Raw genomic sequence first — 18019 nt, 5'->3', positions numbered from 1 at the left:
GCAATTTGCGAACCAACTTTTTAAAAGACAGAGAAGTCCAGGCGGGGCAAGGGTTTGCGGGTGCGCGGCAGAAAAGCAGGGCGAGGTGATAGTCGAAAAAACGGCGGACTTATGCCGCTTCCGGCAAGCACCCGTCTTACGGGTGACAGAGAACCAATGTGTCGGTTGGTTATTTGTCAGCCTTGAGAATTTCGTAATCGCGCAATTTATTCGCGATGGTGGTGTGCGACACGCCCAAGCGCTTGCCCAGTTGGCGACTGCTGGGGTGCTCGGCGTACAGGCTTTCGAGCACGGCCTTTTCAAACCGGCCGACGATGGCTTCCAGCCCGCCCTCCAGGGAAAAATCGCCAAGCGGCTGACGCACGCCGTAGTCCGGCAGGCGAATATGCTCGGCCTTGACCGTACCGCCCTCACACAGCGACACCGCCTGGAACAACACGTTTTCCAACTGCCGCACGTTGCCCGGCCAGTGGTAATGGCTGAGCCGGTCCATAGCCGCCGGCGCCAGCTTGGGCAGCGGGCAACCGATCTGCCGGCTGGCCTGGTCAAGAAAGTGCTCAACCAATGGCGCCAGGCCGTCGAGGCATTCGCGCAGGGGTGGGATATGCAGGGATAACACGTTGAGGCGATGGTAGAGATCCTGGCGAAATTCGCCACGGGCGCAGAGTTCGGACAGGTCTACCTGGGTGGCGCAGATCACACGCACATCCAGGTACACCTCTTCATCACTGCCCACCCGGCGAAAGCAGCCGTCCTGCAAAAAGCGCAGCAATTTCACCTGCAACCGCGCGCTCATTTCTCCTACGCCATCGAGAAACAACGTACCGCCCGCCGTCAGCTCCAGCAGCCCGAGCTTGCCTTCCGCGCGCGCCCCTTCAAAGGCCCCGGGGCCGTAGCCGAACAGCTCGGTCTCGGCCATTGACTCGGGCAAGCCGGCGCAATTAAGCGCCATCAACGGTGATTGCCCGCGCGGACTGGCCAGGTGACAGGCGCGCGCCAGCAGCTCTTTGCCGGTGCCGGTTTCGCCTTCTATTAATAGAGGCGCATCCAGCGGTGCCATGCGCCGGGCTTCGCGGACCACCGCAGCCATGACCCTGGAGCTTTGGAAGATACTGTCGAAGCCGCGCAACTCCTGCTTGCGAACGTTGTAGATACGCTCACCGACGCGGTCGGCACGGTGCAGCGTCAGCACGGCGCCGGCCATGGCTTCACTGTCATCATGATCGGAGGATTGCAGCGGCGCGATATCCGCCAGGAACACGTCACCCTTGACCTTGACCCGCAAGCCATTGATCCGCGACTTGCTCGCGCGCACCAGCTTCGGCAGATCGAAATCCTCGGCGTAGCGCGACAGTGGGATGCCCGGCACCTCATCCACCCGCACCCCGAGCAACTGCGCCGCCGCGCGGTTGGCGGCGACGATGGAGCCTCCCATGTCGATCGACAGCACCGGAAACTCCAATGCGCCGAGCAACGCATTCAGTTCCATGTGCCGACGCTCGCTGGGCATCAGCCCTACCCTTTTCACGCCAAACACCCCGGCAATCGCCTCGAACTGCGGGCGCAAGGCCTGAAACTGCATGTTCACCAGGTTAGGGCAGAACAGGTAGATCGCGTTGCCATGTTCGCCGCCGACCTCGCCCTTGGCGACGTTGACGCCGTACTCCACCAGCAGGTTGAGGATGTCCCGCAGGATGCCGATGCGGTTCTGGCAGTGCACTTTGATACGCATGAAAGGGCCCGAAGAGTGGGTAGGCGCCGCGTCTTTTTGTCGCTGGGCGCAGATAGTCGTCAAGATTATGTGACAGTTTCCGGGCCTTTCACAGCCAGCCGTAGCCATTAACCCCCCATCCGTAACGATAACTTTACGAAAATCAGTAATTTTTCCTACGACGGGCAATCCGAGGTCGATGGAATCTTGCTCCCGCCGGGTTATCAATACGTTCATCGCAGGACATAACAAGAACGAATGCCTAGCAGGAGAGCCGTATGAAGCAGACGCACTACGTGGCCCGTGAGCCCGATGCGCAAGGTTTTATCCACTACCCGCCGGAAGAACACGCGGTGTGGAACACCCTGATCACTCGCCAGTTGAAAGTGATCGAGGGTCGCGCCTGCCAGGAGTACCTGGACGGCATCGACAAGCTCGGCCTGCCGCTGGATCGTATCCCGCAATTGGGCGAGATCAACAAGGTGCTGGCCGACACCACCGGCTGGCAAGTCGCCCGCGTGCCGGCGCTGATCCCCTTCCAGACCTTCTTCGAATTACTCGCCAACAAGCAGTTTCCGGTGGCGACGTTTATTCGTACCCGCGAAGAACTGGACTACCTGCAAGAGCCGGATATTTTCCACGAGATCTTTGGCCACTGCCCGCTCCTGACCAACCCCTGGTTTGCCGAATTCACCCACACCTACGGCAAGCTCGGCCTGGCGGCCACCAAGGAGCAACGCGTCTACCTGGCTCGGCTTTACTGGATGACTATTGAGTTCGGCCTGGTGGATACGCCCGAAGGCCGGCGGATCTACGGTGGCGGCATTCTGTCGTCACCCAAGGAGACGGTGTACAGCCTGTCGTCCGAGCCCGAGCACCAAGCCTTCGACCCGCTTGAAGCGATGCGCACGCCGTATCGCATCGACATCCTGCAACCGGTGTATTTCGTATTGCCCGAACTCAAGCGCCTGTTCGACGTGGCGCAGGAAGACATCATGGGCATGGTCGAACGCGGTATGCAGCTGGGCCTGCACGCACCGCTCTTCACCCCAAAGGCCGTCCCGCCCAAACCCAAAGCCGCGTGAACCTTACGTTTTGAGGCCAGGTGAGTCTGTTCCCTGGCCCGGCGTTGCTTTAGGGTGACGCTACTGATGACTGATCTTCACACACTCGAATTCAGGACACCCCACATGACCACCTTGAACCAAGCCCACTGCGAAGCCTGCCGCGCCGATGCCCAGCAAGTCAGCGACGAAGAACTGCCGATGCTGCTCAAGCAGATCCCCGACTGGAACATCGAAGTGCGCGACGGCGTGATGCAGCTGGAAAAGGTTTTCCTGTTCAAGAACTTCAAATTCGCCCTGGCTTTCACCAACGCCATGGGTGAAATCTCCGAAGCCGAAGGCCATCACCCTGGCCTGCTCACCGAATGGGGCAAGGTCACCGTGACTTGGTGGAGCCACTCGATCAAAGGCCTGCACCGCAACGACTTCATCATGGCCGCGCGCACCGACGAAGTAGCCAAGGACGCCGAGGGCCGCAAGTAATGCATTTCGATGCCATTGGCCGCGTGCCCGGTGACCCGATCCTCGGGCTGATGGACCTGTATGCCCAGGACACCAACCCGAACAAGTTCGACCTCGGCGTGGGCGTATATAAGGACGATCAGGGCCTGACTCCGATCCCGCACTCGGTGAAACTCGCCGAGCAGCGCCTGGTAGAGCAGCAAACCACCAAGACCTACATCGGCGGCCACGGCGATGCAGCGTTCGGCACATTGATCAGCGCGCTGGTACTCGGCGCCGATTCCGCGCTGATCCGCGAGCGCCGTGCCGGTGCGACCCAGACCCCAGGCGGCACCGGCGCACTGCGTTTGAGCGCCGATTTTATCGCCCACAGCCTGCCCGGCCGTGGCGTCTGGCTGAGCAATCCGACCTGGCCGATCCACGAAACCATTTTCGCCAAGGCCGGCCTCAAGGTCAGTCACTACCCGTACGTGGGCGCTGACAATCGGCTGGATGTGGCGGCGATGCTGGCGACACTCGCCACCGTGCCCAAGGGCGACGTGGTGCTGCTGCACGCCTGCTGCCATAACCCGACCGGTTTCGACCTGTCCCAGGATGACTGGCGCGAGGTGCTGCAGATCGTCCGCGAGCGCCAACTGCTGCCACTGATCGACTTTGCCTACCAGGGCTTTGGCGACGGCCTGGAGCAGGACGCCTGGGCCGTGCGATTGTTTGCGGCAGCGTTACCGGAAGTACTGGTCACCAGTTCGTGCTCGAAGAACTTCGGCCTGTATCGCGACCGTGTCGGTGCGCTGATCGTGTGCGCGGCGAATGCGGAAAAGCTCACGGATGTGCGCAGCCAGCTGGCGAATACCGCCCGCAACCTGTGGTCGACTCCGCCGGATCATGGCGCAGCGGTGGTCGCGACCATCCTGGGTGATGCCGAGCTGAAAAAGTTGTGGAGCGAAGAAGTCGAAGCCATGCGCTCACGGATCGCGCAGTTGCGTTCCGGGCTGGTTGAGGCGCTGGCGCCCCACGGGCTGGCCGAGCGTTTTGCGCACATTGGCGCGCAGCGCGGGATGTTTTCCTATACCGGGCTGAGTGCGGCGCAGGTGCAACAGCTGCGCGAGAAGCACAGCGTGTATATGGTCAGTTCGGGACGGGCCAATGTGGCGGGGATGGATGCGACACGGTTGGCGCTGTTGGCGCAAGCCATCGCCGACGTCTCCAACTGACGAAGCCGGGATTAACTGTGGGAGGGGCGGTGCGACGATTCGACTTGCCCCCTCTCACATTAGCCTGCAACCATCTCGGCCTTGAGCTGCGCCTCCCTGGCCTGTGCATCCGCCAACCGATACAACTCGATATTGCCGTCCCAGTGCTCGATTAACGCCGTGCACGACTCCACCCAATCCCCGCAATTGAGGTAATCCACCTCGCCCACCTTGCGAATCTCCGCATGATGGATATGCCCGCATACCACCCCATGCAACTCACGCTTGGTCACTTCGTGGGCGATGGCTTCTTCGAAGTCGCTGATAAAACTCACCGCCGTTTTCACCTTGTGCTTGAGATAAGCCGACAGCGACCAGTAGCCATAGCCATACCGCGCACGCCAGTGATTCAGCCAGCGGTTCAGCGTGAGGGTGAACTCGTAGGCCGAGTCACCCAGGAACGCCAGCCAGCGGTGATAACGCGTGATCACATCAAACTGGTCACCATGGATCACCAGCAGATGACGGCCATCGGCGGTGACGTGCACCGCTTCGTCCACCAGTTGGATATTGCCCAGAATCAGCTTGGAATAGCGGCGCAGGAATTCGTCATGATTGCCGGTGACGTAGATCACCTCGGTGCCGCGCTTGGCCATGGTCAGCAGGCGGCGAATCACGTTGGTGTGGGCCTGGGGCCAATACATGCCGCCGCGCAGTTTCCAGCCATCGATGATATCGCCCACCAGGTAGATCTTGTCGGCATGGTAGCCCTTGAGAAACTGCGACAGGTGTTCGGCCTGGCAATCGCGCGTGCCCAAATGCACGTCGGAAATCCACAGGGTACGCACCCGTTGCTTACGGCTGGGCGGGGTGAACTCGGCACTGGTCATGGGCATCACTCGACGCTGTTTTCGCGAGCTTGCGCTCTGGCGGTTAATAGCCCATGACAACTGTGCGTCAGTCTGATGACAGCGCCCTCCGCACGCGAAGCGTTGTAGACTGCTGCCCTGCTGCCCTGGAGACCGCGATGAGCCCGACCCTCACGCTACGCCACTACCTCGAAGCGCCCATCGCCCACAGCCATGACCATGCGCAGTTGGTGTTCGGACTGTCCGGGCATCTGGACCTGGAAGTCGATGGCCGTGGCAGCCAGGTGCGCGAAAGCAGCGTGATGGTGCTGCCCTTTTCCGCCCACCACGCCTGCGGCAGTCGCGATGGCAGCCGGTGCCTGGTGCTGGACGTGCCCACCGAGCACTGGGTGCTGCAATCTTTGGGTGAACATGCCGATGCCAGCCGCCGCCTGCTCGACCATCCCGCGCGCCTGGCACTGGACTCCCGACAAAACCAGCTGGTGCAATGGCTGGCACACAGCCCGGTGGATGACCCGCTGATCGTCCAGCAAGGTGCGGTGCTATTGCTTGCCAGCCTCAATCATCCGCTGGCCCAACCGGCGCCTGGCAGGCGCCTGCCGTATGCCGCGTTCAATGCGCATATCGAGCGGCACGTCGCCCACCCCCTGCAAGTCGCCGACCTTGCGCGCATTGCCGACCTGTCCGTCGCGCGCCTGCATGCGCGTTTTATCGTCGAGTGCGGGCAAACGCCCATGGACTACATCCGCAGTCGTCGTCTGAAAATGGCCCTGGGCCTGCTGCGCGAAACCCCGCTGCCCATCGGTGAAATCGCCGAGCGCGTCGGCTATGGCTCGCAAAGTGCGTTTGCCGCGGCGATGTTGCGCGAGTTTGGCGCCTCCCCCGGCGCCTTGCGCCGCTCGCGCTAATCAAGAGTCCTACGGTAAAACTCGCGAGTCGCACGACAGACGTCCACCCCCTTGACCCTCTAGACTGCGCTTCTGTCACCCCGTTGGTTCAAGGATCGCAATGACTCCCCGTTCAGCCCTCGGCGCCCTGCATATTGGCGCATTGATGTTTGGCCTCACCGGCGTATTCGGCAAGCTGGCGGCCGCCTCGCCCGCCATCATCGTGTTCGGTCGCGCCGCGTTTGCGGTGATTGCCCTGGCGGTGTTTGCGCGGTTCGCCAGCAACACGCCGTGGAAGAAATTGCAGCTGCGCGACTGGCGCCGGCTGGTGATCAGCGGCGTCTTGCTGGCAGCGCATTGGGTGACGTTCTTTATTGCGGTCAAGGTCGCAGGCGTGGCCGTCGCCACCCTGGGGTTCACCGCGTTCCCGGCGTTTACCGTGATCCTTGAGGGCTTGATCTTCCGCGAGCGCATTCGCGCCAATGAAGTGCTGCTGGTGGCGCTGGTCACGGTCGGCCTGGTGCTGGTCACGCCCGACTTCAACCTCGCCAGCGAAGCCACGGGCGGTCTGCTCTGGGGGATTCTTTCGGGGCTGTTGTTTTCGTTGTTGTCGCTGAACAACCGCGCCAGTTCCGGGCGGATTCCGGCGGTGCAGGCAGCGCTGTGCCAGAACGTGGTCGTCGCGGTGTGCCTGTTGCCCGTAGCGGCGCCGGGGCTGGCAGACGTCCGCGCGCTGGACTGGTTATGGATCGCGCTCCTCGGCGTGTTCTGCACCGGCCTGGCCCACAGCCTGTTTGTCGCCAGCCTCGCGGTGATCAAGGCACGCACCGCATCGGTGGTGTTTGCGATGGAGCCGGTCTACGGCATCACGGTGGCCTGGCTGCTGTTTGCCGAAACTCCGACCTTGCGCATGCTGCTGGGCGGCGCGCTGATCATCGTCGCCATCATCGTCTCCGGCCTGATGGGCAGCGCCAGCCAGGCCAAACAACCGGCGGCGACCGCGTGATCTATACTCCGCGAATCCGCAACAGTCTGTCGTCGTTCAACGGATAAAGACTCCTCGACGACAGCCTGGATGTTTGAAGTTGCTGCAAGCGAGTGGTCACTCCATTAACGCTATGCAGGAGTTTCATCATGGAAATGCTCATCAACTTGCTGGTTCAAATTATCTGCGGTGCCGTCGGCGGCAATTTGGCCGGCATGACCAAACAAAGCCTGGGGACCGGGATCAATACCTTTCTTGGCGGCGTCGGAGGCCTGGTGCTGGGCCAGATCGTCTCGGCAATGACAGGCACATCCGGCGGCGAAACGCTGGATGTGGCGGCGGTCGGCAGCAATATCGTCAGCGGTGGTGTGGGCGGCCTGGTGCTGGCCTGGATCGCGGGCTTTATCAAAAGCAAAATGGCCGCCAAATAGCGGTGCCCCCAGTGGTCACCGCCCCTAAGCGGCGGTGACTTTCACTGCGTACGGTCGTTGTGCCCGAGGTCACGCTGCGGGTCGATCTGATCGCGCACGCGTTGTTTGAGTACCTTGGCCTCCGGGAAGCCGCCATCGATTTTGCGCTCCCAGATTTGCACGCCATCACAGGTAATGCGAAACGCCCCTCCGGTTGCCGGCTCCAGTGACACTTTGCCCAAGTCGTCGGCAAAGGTGCTCAACAGTTCCTGGGCCAGCCACGCGGCGCGAAGGAGCCATTGGCACTGGGTGCAATAGGTGATGACGATCTCGGGTTTATTAACGGACATAATTTGAGTGGTTCCCGGCATAACGGCCTCGGTGGATCGAGTGGCTATAATAGCGGCCTTTATCGCCCAGCCTCGAGATTCAAAATGCGTCGCCTGCTGTCCTGCCTGTTTCTGTGCCTGATCCCCCTCCTCGCCCAAGCCGTTGAAACCCCTCGCCCGAAAATCGGCCTGGTACTGTCCGGCGGTGCCGCGCGTGGCCTGGCTCATATCGGCGTGCTCAAGGCCCTTGAAGAACAGGGAATCCATATCGATGCGATTGCCGGCACCAGCATGGGTGCGGTGATCGGCGGGTTGTATGCGTCGGGCTACAAGATCGACGAACTGGAAAAACTCGCACTGGGTATCGACTGGCAGCAGGCACTCTCCGATGCGCCGCCACGGGAAGACGTGCCATTTCGGCGCAAGCAGGATGACCGGGATTTTCTAATCAAACAGAAACTCAGTTTCCGCGATGACGGCAGCCTCGGCCTGCCGCTGGGCGTAATCCAGGGCCAGAACCTGGCGTTGCTGCTGGAAAGCATGTTCGCCCACAGCAGCAACACGCGAAACTTCGACAAGCTGCCCATCCCCTTTCGCGCCGTGGCCACCGATATCACTACCGGCGAAAAGGTAGTGTTCCGCAAGGGCCACCTGCCTCAGGTGATCCGCGCCAGCATGTCGATCCCTGCCGTGTTCGCCCCGGTAGAGCTGGACGGCCGGCTGCTGGTGGACGGCGGCATGACCGATAACATCCCGCTGGATGTGGCGCGGGAAATGGGCGTCGATATTGCCATCGTCGTCGATATCGGCACCCCGCTGCGCTCGCGCAAGCAACTGAACACGGTGGTGGATGTGCTTAACCAGTCCATCACCCTGATGACACGGCGCAACTCCGAAGAACAACTCAAGGCCCTCAACCCAAAGGATGTGCTGATCCAGCCGCCCCTGGCCGCCTATGGCGTGACCGACTTCGGCCGCGCCAAGGACATGATTGAAGCCGGCTACCGCGCCACCCGGGCCCTCGACGTGCGCCTGGCGCATTTGCGCCCCGCCGAACCCATCGACGCGCAACTGGTGGCCGCGCGCACGCCGGGCGAGCGGACCCCGGTGATTACCGCGATCAACGTGGAAAACGACTCGAAGGTCAGCGACGACGTGATCCGTTACTACATCCGCCAAACCCTGGGCGAGCCGCTTAACCTGGGCCGCCTGCAAACGGACATGGGCACCTTGTATGGCCTGGATTACTTCGAGCAGGTGCAATACCGCGTGGTGAAAAAGGGCAAGGACAACACCCTGGTGATCAGCGCGCGTGGCAAACGCAGCGGCACCGACTATCTGCGCCTGGGCCTTAACCTGTCGGATGACATGCGGGGCGACAGCGCCTTCAACCTTGGCGCGAGCTATCGCATGAACGGCATCAACCGCCTCGGCGCCGAGTGGCTGACGCGGGTGCAGATCGGGGATCGGCAAGAGCTGTACAGCGAGTTCTACCAACCGATGGACACCGGTTCACGTTACTTCATCGCGCCCTATCTCAGTGCCCAGGCGCAGAACGTCGAGCTGATTCTGGACAACGACCCCATCTCCGAATACCGGCTGGAGCGCTACGGCTTCGGCCTGAATGTGGGGCGACAGATCGGCAACAGCGGCGAGATCCGCTTTGGCGTCGGCGAAGCGTGGGGCAAGGCAGATGTACGCATCGGCGACCGTGATTTGCCGAGCGTGAGTTTCAACGAAGGTTTTTATGAACTGAAGTACTCCTTCGACTCCCTGGACAACGTGTACTTCCCGCACACGGGCGAAGAAATCGGCTTGGCCTACCGTGAATTCGAACCGGGGCTGGGCTCCGACCAGCGCTACCGGCAATGGGAGTTCAAGCTGGACAAAGCCATGAGCCACGGCCCGGACACCCTGGTGCTGGGCGGGCGCTACGGGCGTACCCTGGACGATTCGGATGTGGTGACTTCCAGCTTCCTTCTCGGCGGCGCGCGGCAGTTGTCGGGCTTCCGCCAGGACGCGATTTCGGGGCAGAACATCAGTTTGATGCGTGCGGTTTACTACCGCCGCCTGACGCCGCGTTCGTATCTGCCACTGGATTTCCCGCTGTACCTGGGCGGTTCCCTGGAACGGGGCCGGGCGTGGAACAACGACAATGATTTCGACAGCGGGTATATCAACGCTGCAAGTATCTTCCTGGGGTTTGATACACCACTGGGGCCACTGAATTTCAGCTATGGGTTCAATGATGATAATCAACAGGCGGTGTATCTGAACCTGGGCCAGACCTTCTGATCTTGATCGTTCCCACGCTCTGCGTGGGAATGCGGCCCGTGACGCTCTGCGTCACACATGCACAAGACTCAAGACCTACGTCGACCTCAGGGACGCAGAGCGTCCCAATAGGCATTCCCACGCTGGAGCGTGGGAACGATCAACACGCTCGAGCGTGGGAACGATCAGAGAACCGGCGCGGCCTCAGGACCTCTCCAGATTTTCCAGAATGTGTCCATGTACGCGCATGCACACACGCAAATCCTCTTCATCAACGCCCACAAAAAGCTCATGGCGCAAGGCGGTGGCGATGGTTTCAATCTGGTCGATCAATGGCCGGGCGGTATCGCACAGCAGGATGCGCTTGGCACGACGATCTTCCACCACAGCCTGGCGTTGCACCAAACCCTGGCCTTCGAGGCTATCGAGCAAACGCGCGAGGGTGGGCCCTTCTACGCCGACGCTTTGCGCCAACTCCCGTTGAGTCGGCGCCTCTTCGAATCGGGCCAGGTGCAGCAGCACCAGCCAACGTGCCTGGGACAAGCCCAGCCCCGCCAAACGGCGGTCCAGTTCAGCGCGCCAACCTCGGGACATTTGCGCCAACTGCATGCCAAAACGGTGTTGATCGGTTAACGGCATAAAAAACTCATGGGTTAGACTAAAAATGAAGTATGGCTAATTATTAGTCAGCTAAGCATGAGCCATGTCAGTAGGCAAGGCCTGGTATGTACTGATTCGTTACATTGTCGTAATTGGCACACTAAATTTCGAACTCAGACTGCAAAGCGGCACGTACACAGTACAAGACACCCTCAGGAACACGCCCGGTAAACAGCGGCGCTATCTCTGAAACAGGTGGCAATTCGCCTTCGCCGTCGAGGAATGCATCCTGGATTTCACCGAGCAAATCCTCAGGTAAATCAAGGGCCTGCTCCAACGACAGCTGCTGCTTGCCGATGGACTCAGCGAGCAAGGTGTAGACATTCTTTTCCGAGCATTGCAGCTGGCCGGCGATCTGGATCGGGGTCATACCGGCACGCGCCAGGCTGATCAGTTCGTGGCGAATATCAGCCACTTCCTTTGGCGGTTCGGCCTGGCCGCCGAGCACTTCGAGGAAGGCCTGACCGTAGCGTTCCAGCTTACGCGCACCTACGCCGCTGACCCTGCCCATTTCGGCCAAGGTGGTCGGCTGCTCGCGCAGCATCTCCAGCAAGGTGGAGTCGGGGAAGATGACATAAGGCGGCACACTGTGCTCCTGCGCCAACTTGCGCCGCAGCGTGCGCAAGGCTTCCCACTGTTCGCGCTCTTCGCCACGCACGAGTTGGCTGGCCTGGCTGGTGCTGCTCTTTGCTGTGGTTTGCGGCTTGAGGTCACGACGCAGCTCCAGGCTCACTTCGCCCTTGAGCAACGGACGGCAGCTGTCGTTCAAGCGCAGGCCGCCGAATCCTTCGATATCAATGTCCACAAGCCCACGCGCGACCATCTGCCGGAACAACGAACGCCACTCGCCTTCGGCGCGAGCCTTGCCGACGCCGTAGACCGAGAGTTTTTCGTGGCCGAAGCTGCGCACTTTTTCGTTGTCCTTGCCCAGCAACACATCCACCAGATGCCCCACGCCGTAACGTTGGCCGGTGCGGTAGATCGCCGACAACGCCTGGCGCGCCGGTTCGGTGGCGTCCCACGTCTGTACGCCGTCCACACAGTTGTCGCAGTGGCCGCACGGCTGCGGCATGTCTTCGTCAAAATACGCCAGCAGGGTCTGGCGGCGGCAGCGGGTCTCTTCACACAGCGACAGCATGGCGTCGAGTTTGTGCTGCTCCAGGCGTTTGTGGCGTTCGTCGCCTTCAGAGTTCTGCAGCATCTGCTTGAGCATCACCACATCCTGCAGGCCGTAGACCATCCAGGCATCCGCCGGCAGGCCATCACGTCCGGCACGGCCGGTTTCCTGATAGTAAGCCTCAAGGGACTTTGGCAGGTCCATGTGGGCCACGAAACGCACGTTGGATTTGTCGATACCCATGCCGAACGCGATGGTCGCCACCATGATCAGGCCTTCCTCGTTGAGGAAGCGCTTCTGGTGAGCGGAGCGCGTTTCATTGGGCAAACCGGCGTGATACGGCAGCGCCGGGTAGCCCTGCTCACACAGGAATGCGGCGACTTCATCAACCTTTTTGCGCGACAGGCAATAGACGATCCCCGCATCGCTGCGCCGCTCGGAGAGGAACGCCAGCAACTGTTTGCGCGGCTGCTCTTTGGGCACGATGCGGTAGAAAATATTTGGCCGGTCGAAGCTCGACAGAAAACGCTCGGCGTTCTGCAAATGCAGGCGCTCGACGATTTCTTCGCGGGTGCGCTTGTCGGCAGTGGCGGTCAGGGCAATGCGCGGAACATCGGGGAACAGCTCCGCCAGTTGGCCCAACTGCAAGTATTCGCGACGGAAATCGTGGCCCCATTGCGATACGCAGTGGGCTTCGTCGATAGCAAACAGGGCAATTTCCAGGCTCTGCAGGAACGCCAGCATGCGCGGCTGCACCAGTCGCTCTGGGGCCAGGTAGAGCATTTTGACTTCGCCGCGCTTGATGCGCGCGGCCAGGTCGCGCTGCTGCTCGGCGCTGAGGGTGGAGTTCAAGGCCGCCGCGGCAACGCCGAGTTCCTCCAGGGTCGCTACCTGATCGTCCATCAATGCAATCAACGGCGAAACTACTACGGCCAGGCCGTTACGCAGCAACGCCGGCACCTGGAAGCACAATGACTTGCCGCCACCGGTAGGCATCAGGACCAGGGCATCACCGCCACTGGCTACGCGCTCAATGATCGCACCCTGGCGGCCACGAAAACTGTCGTAGCCGAAGATGTCCTTGAGGACGCGTTGAGCCTGCTCGAGCATGTAAAACTCCAAATATCGCCGAAATCCCTCTGTACAGGCTGGCCGAAAAAGCGCTACTTCACGGAAAATAATCCGTAAGCGAACTTTTCCTGCGCTAGCGCTTGGCCTGCAGGGGCATCACAAAACGCGGCAGTATACCCGAGCGTCGGTCGGCAAAGGGCGCGACTGACGAATAGCGGAAGTGGTTAATCGCCCAGAAACGTTGAGGAATATGTTCCGTCAGCAACACTAAATCGCCCTCATCGCGAGCAAGCCCGCTCCCACACTGGCCTGGGCGCTCAAGAAAGCCTAGAATTCAGCATCGATTATTTCCAAGGTAACCCTTCAATGTCCTTCGCTGAGCAACTAACCCGCCTGCAAGCCTTCCTCGACGCCGATGAGCTGCATGACGAGGCGCTGGACTACGTGGCCGCCCACGGCTATCTGACCGCCCTGTCGATCTCTTCCGACATCGTGCCGGACCGTGAATGGATCGACGCCTTGTTCTCCGAAGAACCTCATTACGCTGACGACGCCCAGCGCGAAGAAATCGAATCCACCCTGCTGGCCCTCAAGGCCCACATCGGTCGCCAATTGGCCTCGGATGAGGAATTCGAGCTGCCGTGCGATCTGGACCTGGGCGAAGATCCGGACGATTCCGACCTGCGCGGCTGGTGCATCGGCTTTATGGAAGGCGTGTTCCTGCGCGAAGCTGCCTGGTTCGAAACCGCCGAGGAAGAAGTCAGCGAAATGCTGCTGCCGATCATGGTCGGTTCGGGCCTGTTCGACGACCAGCCGGAATTCTCCGACATCGCCACCGACGCCAACCTGATGGACGACATGATCGTTCAGATCCCGGAAGCACTCACCGCCCTGTACCTGCTGTGCAACGCACCTGACGAAAAACCGGCGATCCTCAAGCCACGTCACCACTGAGTCGTTTGCCCGTGACACCCATGGGCAACCGCTCGCTGCTCCTGCGTTACGCGCTGCTGGCCATCGGCTGGTTGAGCGTAGCGCTGGGAGTGATCGGCATTTTCCTGCCGGTCTTGCCGACAACCCCCTTCCTCTTGCTCGCCGCCGCCTGCTTCGCTCGAAGCTCCCCGCGCTTCTACCACTGGCTGGTGGAACACCCGCGCCTGGGCCCGTGGATTCGTGACTATCTCGACGGCAACGGCATCCCGCTCAAGGGCAAGGTCTACGCCATCGGCTTGATGTGGCTGAGCATCGGTTTCTCCAGCTACCTGGTGCCGTTGCCGTGGGCACGCGGCTTCATGCTGACCAGCGCCGTGCTGGTGACGATCTATATCCTGCGTCAGAAAACCCTGCCACCCCGCTAAACCGCGACATCAAGTCGCGCTCAGACCTTGGTCGACACTGACTAACCCCAAGCATCATGCGAGACTGTCCCACCGGGCCTGGAATGCCCGGGTGTTCTTATGTCCGGAGTTACCATGACGCTGTCCAGCGGGCTAATCGCCGCCGTTGCCCTGGCCTATATGGCCATTATGTTTGCCATCGCCTTTTACGGTGACCGTCGCCATGCGCCGCTGCCACCCCGCGTGCGCGCCTGGGTATATAGCCTGTCGCTGGCGGTGTATTGCACCAGCTGGACCTTCTTCGGCGCCGTAGGCCAGGCAGCCGAACAGTTGTGGGCGTTTTTACCGATCTACCTCGGACCGGTGCTGTTGCTGGTACTGGCACCCTGGGTGCTGCAGAAGATGATCCTGATCAGCAAACAGGAGAACATCACCTCCATCGCCGACTTTATCGCCGCCCGCTACGGCAAATCCCAATCCCTCGCCGTGGTGGTCGCATTGATCTGCCTGGTGGGTGTGCTGCCCTACATCGCCCTGCAACTCAAAGGCATCGTGCTGGGCGTGAACCTGCTGATCGGCGCCGGTGCCGACACCACGGGCACACGCGCCCAGGACACCGCCTTGATCGTATCGCTGGTGCTGGCGTTGTTCACCATCGTCTTCGGTACGCGCAACCTCGACGCCACCGAACACCACCGTGGCATGGTGCTGGCGATTGCCTTTGAATCCCTGGTCAAGCTGTTCGCGTTCCTCGCCGTCGGCGCGTTTGTGACCTACGGCCTGTACGACGGTTTCGGCGACCTGTTCAGCCAGGCCATGCTGGCGCCACGGCTGGAGGAGTATTGGAAAGAAACCGTTAACTGGCCTTCGATGGTGGTACAAACCGGCGTGGCCATGATGGCGATCATCTGCCTGCCTCGGCAATTCCACGTGACGGTGGTTGAGAACATCGACCCGCAGGATCTGCGCCTGGCCAAGTGGGTGTTTCCCGCGTACCTGATTCTTGCCGCACTGTTTGTAGTACCGATCGCCCTGGGCGGCAAGATGCTGTTACCCGGCTCGGTAATGCCGGATTCCTATGTGATCAGCCTGCCCATGGCCGAAGCCCATCCGGCGCTGGCGGTGCTGGCGTTTATCGGCGGTGCGTCGGCAGCCACCGGCATGGTGATCGTGGCGAGCATCGCCTTGTCGACCATGGTCTCCAACGACATGCTCCTGCCCTGGCTGTTGCGCCGCTCCAGCGCAGAGCGGCCGTTCGAAGTGTTCCGCCACTGGATGCTGTCGGTACGCCGGGTCAGCATTGTGATCATCCTGCTGCTGGCCTACGTCAGTTACCGTTTGCTCGGCTCCACCGCGAGCCTGGCGACCATCGGCCAAATCGCCTTCGCTGCCGTGACCCAACTGGCTCCCGCGATGCTCGGCGCGCTGTATTGGAAGCAGGCCAACCGGCGCGGCGTGTTTGCCGGCTTGGCAGCGGGCACGTTCCTGTGGTTTTACACCTTGGTCCTACCGGTGACCGCGAAAAGTCTCGGCTGGTCGTTCAGCCTGTTCCCCGGCATGACATGGTTGCATTCGCACCCCTTTGGCCTCTCGGTCACCTCGCTGACCCTGGGTACGGTGTTCGCCCTGGCCGGCAACTTCACGCTCTTTGTCTGGGTCTCGATGCTGTCGCGCACGCGCGTTTCCGAGCACTGGCAGGCCGGGCGTTTTATCGGCCAGGAAACCAGCCAACGCGCGAGCGCGCGCTCCATGTTGTCGGTACAGATCAGCGACTTGCTCAGCCTGGCCGCGCGCTTTGTCGGTGAGGAACGTGCCCAGCAGAGTTTTATCCGCTTTGCCTATCGCCAGGGCAAAGGCTTCAACCCCAACCAGAATGCCGACAACGATTGGATCGCCCACACCGAACGTCTGCTGGCAGGGGTACTCGGTGCTTCTTCAACACGGGCTGTAGTGAAAGCGGCCATTGAAGGTCGGGAAATGCAGCTGGAAGACGTAGTACGGATCGCCGACGAAGCGTCCGAGGTGCTGCAATTCAATCGGGCGCTGCTGCAAGGTGCCATCGAAAACATCACTCAGGGCATCAGCGTGGTGGACCAGTCCCTCAAGCTGGTGGCCTGGAACCGCCGCTATCTTGAGCTGTTCAACTACCCGGAAGGGTTGATCAGCGTGGGCCGGCCGATTGCCGACATTATTCGCTATAACGCCGAGCGCGGCCTGTGCGGGCCGGGCGAAGCTGAGGTGCACGTGGCGCGCCGCCTGCACTGGATGCGCCAGGGCCGCGCGCATACGTCCGAGCGGCTGTTTCCGAATGGTCGGGTGATCGAGCTGATCGGCAACCCGATGCCCGGCGGCGGTTTTGTCATGAGTTTCACCGACATCACCGCCTACCGCGAAGCCGAGCAAGCGCTGACCGAGGCCAACGAAGGCCTGGAGCAACGGGTGACCGAGCGCACCCATGAACTGTCGCAGCTCAATGTGGCACTCACCGATGCCAAGGGCGTGGCCGAGTCCGCCAGCCAGTCGAAGACCCGCTTCCTCGCTGCCGTCAGCCATGACTTGATGCAACCGCTGAACGCCGCACGCCTGTTCTCCGCCGCCCTCTCCCACCAGAACGACGGCCTGTCCGGCGAAGCCCGGCAACTGGTGCAGCATCTGGACAGTTCGCTGCGCTCCGCCGAAGACCTGATCAGCGACCTCCTGGACATCTCGCGGCTGGAAAACGGCAAGATCAACCCTCATCGCCAGCCCTTCATCCTCAACGAGCTGTTCGACACCCTCGGCGCCGAATTCAAGGCTCTGGCCCAGGAACAAGGCTTGCGCTTCCGCCTGCGCGGCAGTCGATTGCGGGTAGACAGTGACATCAAGCTGCTGCGGCGAATTTTGCAGAACTTTCTGACCAATGCCTTCCGTTATGCCGACGGTCCTGTGCTGCTGGGCGTACGTCGGCGCAAGGGCGAATTGTGCCTGGAAGTCTGGGACCGTGGCCCTGGCATCCCACAGGATAAACAGAAGGTGATCTTCGAGGAATTCAAACGCCTGGACAGCCATCAGACTCGCGCGGAAAAAGGCCTGGGCCTGGGCCTGGCGATCGCCGACGGCCTGTGCCGCGTGTTGGACCATCGCCTTAGCGTGCGCTCATGGCCGGGCAAGGGCAGCGTGTTCAGCGTGCGCGTGCCGCTGGCGCGTAACCAGGCAAGCCCACCGGTCAAGGCGCCCCAGGAAAACGGCCTGCCATTAAGTGGCGCGCAAGTGCTGTGCGTGGATAACGAAGAAAGCATCCTGATCGGTATGCGCAGCCTGCTGACGCGCTGGGGTTGTGAGGTCTGGACCGCCGCCGACCAGGCGCAATGCGCCGCGTTGCTGGCCGAGGGTGTGCGCCCGCAACTGGCGCTGGTGGATTACCACCTGGACCACGGCGAAACCGGGACCGAGTTGATGGGTTGGCTGCGGGCGCAGTTGGCCGAGCCGATTCCCGGCGTCGTGATCAGCGCCGACGGCCGTCCGGAGATGGTGGCCGAGGTGCATGCGGCGGGGCTGGATTATTTGGCCAAGCCAGTGAAACCGGCGGCGTTGCGGGCGCTGATCAGTCGACACCTGCCACTGTAAATCGGGTGTACGCAAGCCCGCCCGTCCCACATTTGGGCCTGTGT

The 18019-nt window shown here is 61.4% G+C and carries 15 protein-coding genes; 10 read left to right on the top strand and 5 right to left on the bottom strand.

Going from position 1 to position 18019, the window contains the following annotated elements:
• Positions 1 to 169: 169 nt before the first annotated feature.
• Entirely contained in the window at positions 170 to 1732 is a 1563-nt protein-coding gene (locus ACR52_RS04215; protein WP_048720840.1) for a sigma-54-dependent transcriptional regulator, read from the bottom strand.
• A 257-nt stretch (positions 1733 to 1989) separates the two neighbouring features.
• Between ACR52_RS04215 and phhA the strand changes: the two genes are divergently transcribed.
• The 3 genes from phhA to ACR52_RS04200 all read left to right on the top strand — a co-directional run bounded on the left by phhA (position 1990) and on the right by ACR52_RS04200 (position 4451).
• Positions 1990 to 2796, top strand: a complete 807-nt coding sequence (gene phhA / locus ACR52_RS04210) for a phenylalanine 4-monooxygenase (protein WP_048720838.1) — start codon at positions 1990 to 1992, stop codon at positions 2794 to 2796.
• A 105-nt stretch (positions 2797 to 2901) separates the two neighbouring features.
• Positions 2902 to 3258, top strand: coding sequence for a 4a-hydroxytetrahydrobiopterin dehydratase (locus ACR52_RS04205; RefSeq protein WP_048720836.1), 357 nt, complete (start codon positions 2902 to 2904; stop codon positions 3256 to 3258).
• On the top strand, positions 3258 to 4451 hold the full coding sequence (locus ACR52_RS04200; RefSeq protein WP_048720834.1) for an amino acid aminotransferase: 1194 nt from the start codon (positions 3258 to 3260) through the stop codon (positions 4449 to 4451). Before ACR52_RS04205 ends, ACR52_RS04200 begins: the two co-directional genes overlap by 1 nt.
• A 59-nt stretch (positions 4452 to 4510) precedes the next feature.
• Here ACR52_RS04200 and ACR52_RS04195 read toward each other — a convergent pair whose 3' ends face one another.
• Entirely contained in the window at positions 4511 to 5320 is an 810-nt protein-coding gene (locus ACR52_RS04195) for a UDP-2,3-diacylglucosamine diphosphatase (RefSeq protein ID WP_048720832.1), read from the bottom strand.
• A gap of 137 nt (positions 5321 to 5457) precedes the next feature.
• On the opposite strand from ACR52_RS04195, the gene ACR52_RS04190 reads away from it, so the two are divergent.
• From ACR52_RS04190 to ACR52_RS04180, 3 genes are all read left to right on the top strand, one after another.
• A complete protein-coding gene (locus ACR52_RS04190; RefSeq protein WP_048720830.1) occupies positions 5458 to 6207 on the top strand; it encodes an AraC family transcriptional regulator in 750 nt (249 codons plus the stop codon).
• A gap of 100 nt (positions 6208 to 6307) precedes the next feature.
• Positions 6308 to 7192: a DMT family transporter gene (locus ACR52_RS04185; protein WP_048720828.1), complete on the top strand. Its 885-nt coding sequence runs from the start codon at positions 6308 to 6310 to the stop codon at positions 7190 to 7192.
• A gap of 128 nt (positions 7193 to 7320) precedes the next feature.
• Positions 7321 to 7602 carry a hypothetical protein gene (locus ACR52_RS04180; protein WP_048720826.1) on the top strand — a complete coding sequence of 94 codons (282 nt, stop codon included), beginning with the start codon at positions 7321 to 7323 and terminating at the stop codon, positions 7600 to 7602.
• A 41-nt stretch (positions 7603 to 7643) separates the two neighbouring features.
• On the opposite strand, the gene ACR52_RS04175 is transcribed toward ACR52_RS04180, so the two are convergent.
• Complete coding sequence (locus ACR52_RS04175; RefSeq protein WP_048720823.1) at positions 7644 to 7931, bottom strand: SelT/SelW/SelH family protein; 288 nt, start codon at positions 7929 to 7931, stop codon at positions 7644 to 7646.
• An 84-nt stretch (positions 7932 to 8015) separates the two neighbouring features.
• On the opposite strand from ACR52_RS04175, the gene ACR52_RS04170 reads away from it, so the two are divergent.
• Entirely contained in the window at positions 8016 to 10205 is a 2190-nt protein-coding gene (locus ACR52_RS04170) for a patatin-like phospholipase family protein (protein WP_048720821.1), read from the top strand.
• Between the two features lie 183 nt (positions 10206 to 10388).
• Here ACR52_RS04170 and ACR52_RS04165 read toward each other — a convergent pair whose 3' ends face one another.
• Both ACR52_RS04165 and recQ read right to left on the bottom strand, forming a co-directional pair.
• A complete protein-coding gene (locus ACR52_RS04165; protein WP_048720819.1) occupies positions 10389 to 10823 on the bottom strand; it encodes a MarR family transcriptional regulator in 435 nt (144 codons plus the stop codon).
• Positions 10824 to 10944: 121 nt separating this feature from the next.
• Positions 10945 to 13071, bottom strand: a complete 2127-nt coding sequence (gene recQ / locus ACR52_RS04160) for a DNA helicase RecQ (RefSeq protein ID WP_048720817.1) — start codon at positions 13069 to 13071, stop codon at positions 10945 to 10947.
• Positions 13072 to 13398: 327 nt separating this feature from the next.
• Between recQ and ACR52_RS04155 the strand changes: the two genes are divergently transcribed.
• The 3 genes from ACR52_RS04155 to ACR52_RS04145 all read left to right on the top strand — a co-directional run bounded on the left by ACR52_RS04155 (position 13399) and on the right by ACR52_RS04145 (position 17975).
• Complete coding sequence (locus ACR52_RS04155) at positions 13399 to 13986, top strand: UPF0149 family protein (RefSeq protein WP_048720815.1); 588 nt, start codon at positions 13399 to 13401, stop codon at positions 13984 to 13986.
• A 20-nt stretch (positions 13987 to 14006) separates the two neighbouring features.
• The gene (locus ACR52_RS04150) at positions 14007 to 14390 is read left to right on the top strand and encodes a YbaN family protein (RefSeq protein ID WP_048720813.1); all 384 of its coding nucleotides are present in this window, start codon (positions 14007 to 14009) and stop codon (positions 14388 to 14390) included.
• Positions 14391 to 14504: 114 nt separating this feature from the next.
• Positions 14505 to 17975, top strand: a complete 3471-nt coding sequence (locus ACR52_RS04145) for a hybrid sensor histidine kinase/response regulator (protein WP_048720812.1) — start codon at positions 14505 to 14507, stop codon at positions 17973 to 17975.
• Positions 17976 to 18019 lie beyond the last annotated feature (44 nt).

It is taken from the genome of Pseudomonas fildesensis, assembly GCF_001050345.1.
GTDB lineage: Bacteria > Pseudomonadota > Gammaproteobacteria > Pseudomonadales > Pseudomonadaceae > Aquipseudomonas > Aquipseudomonas fildesensis.
The sequence above is the reverse complement of the archived record's forward strand: the minus strand, read 5'-3'. Positions and strand labels throughout refer to the sequence as shown.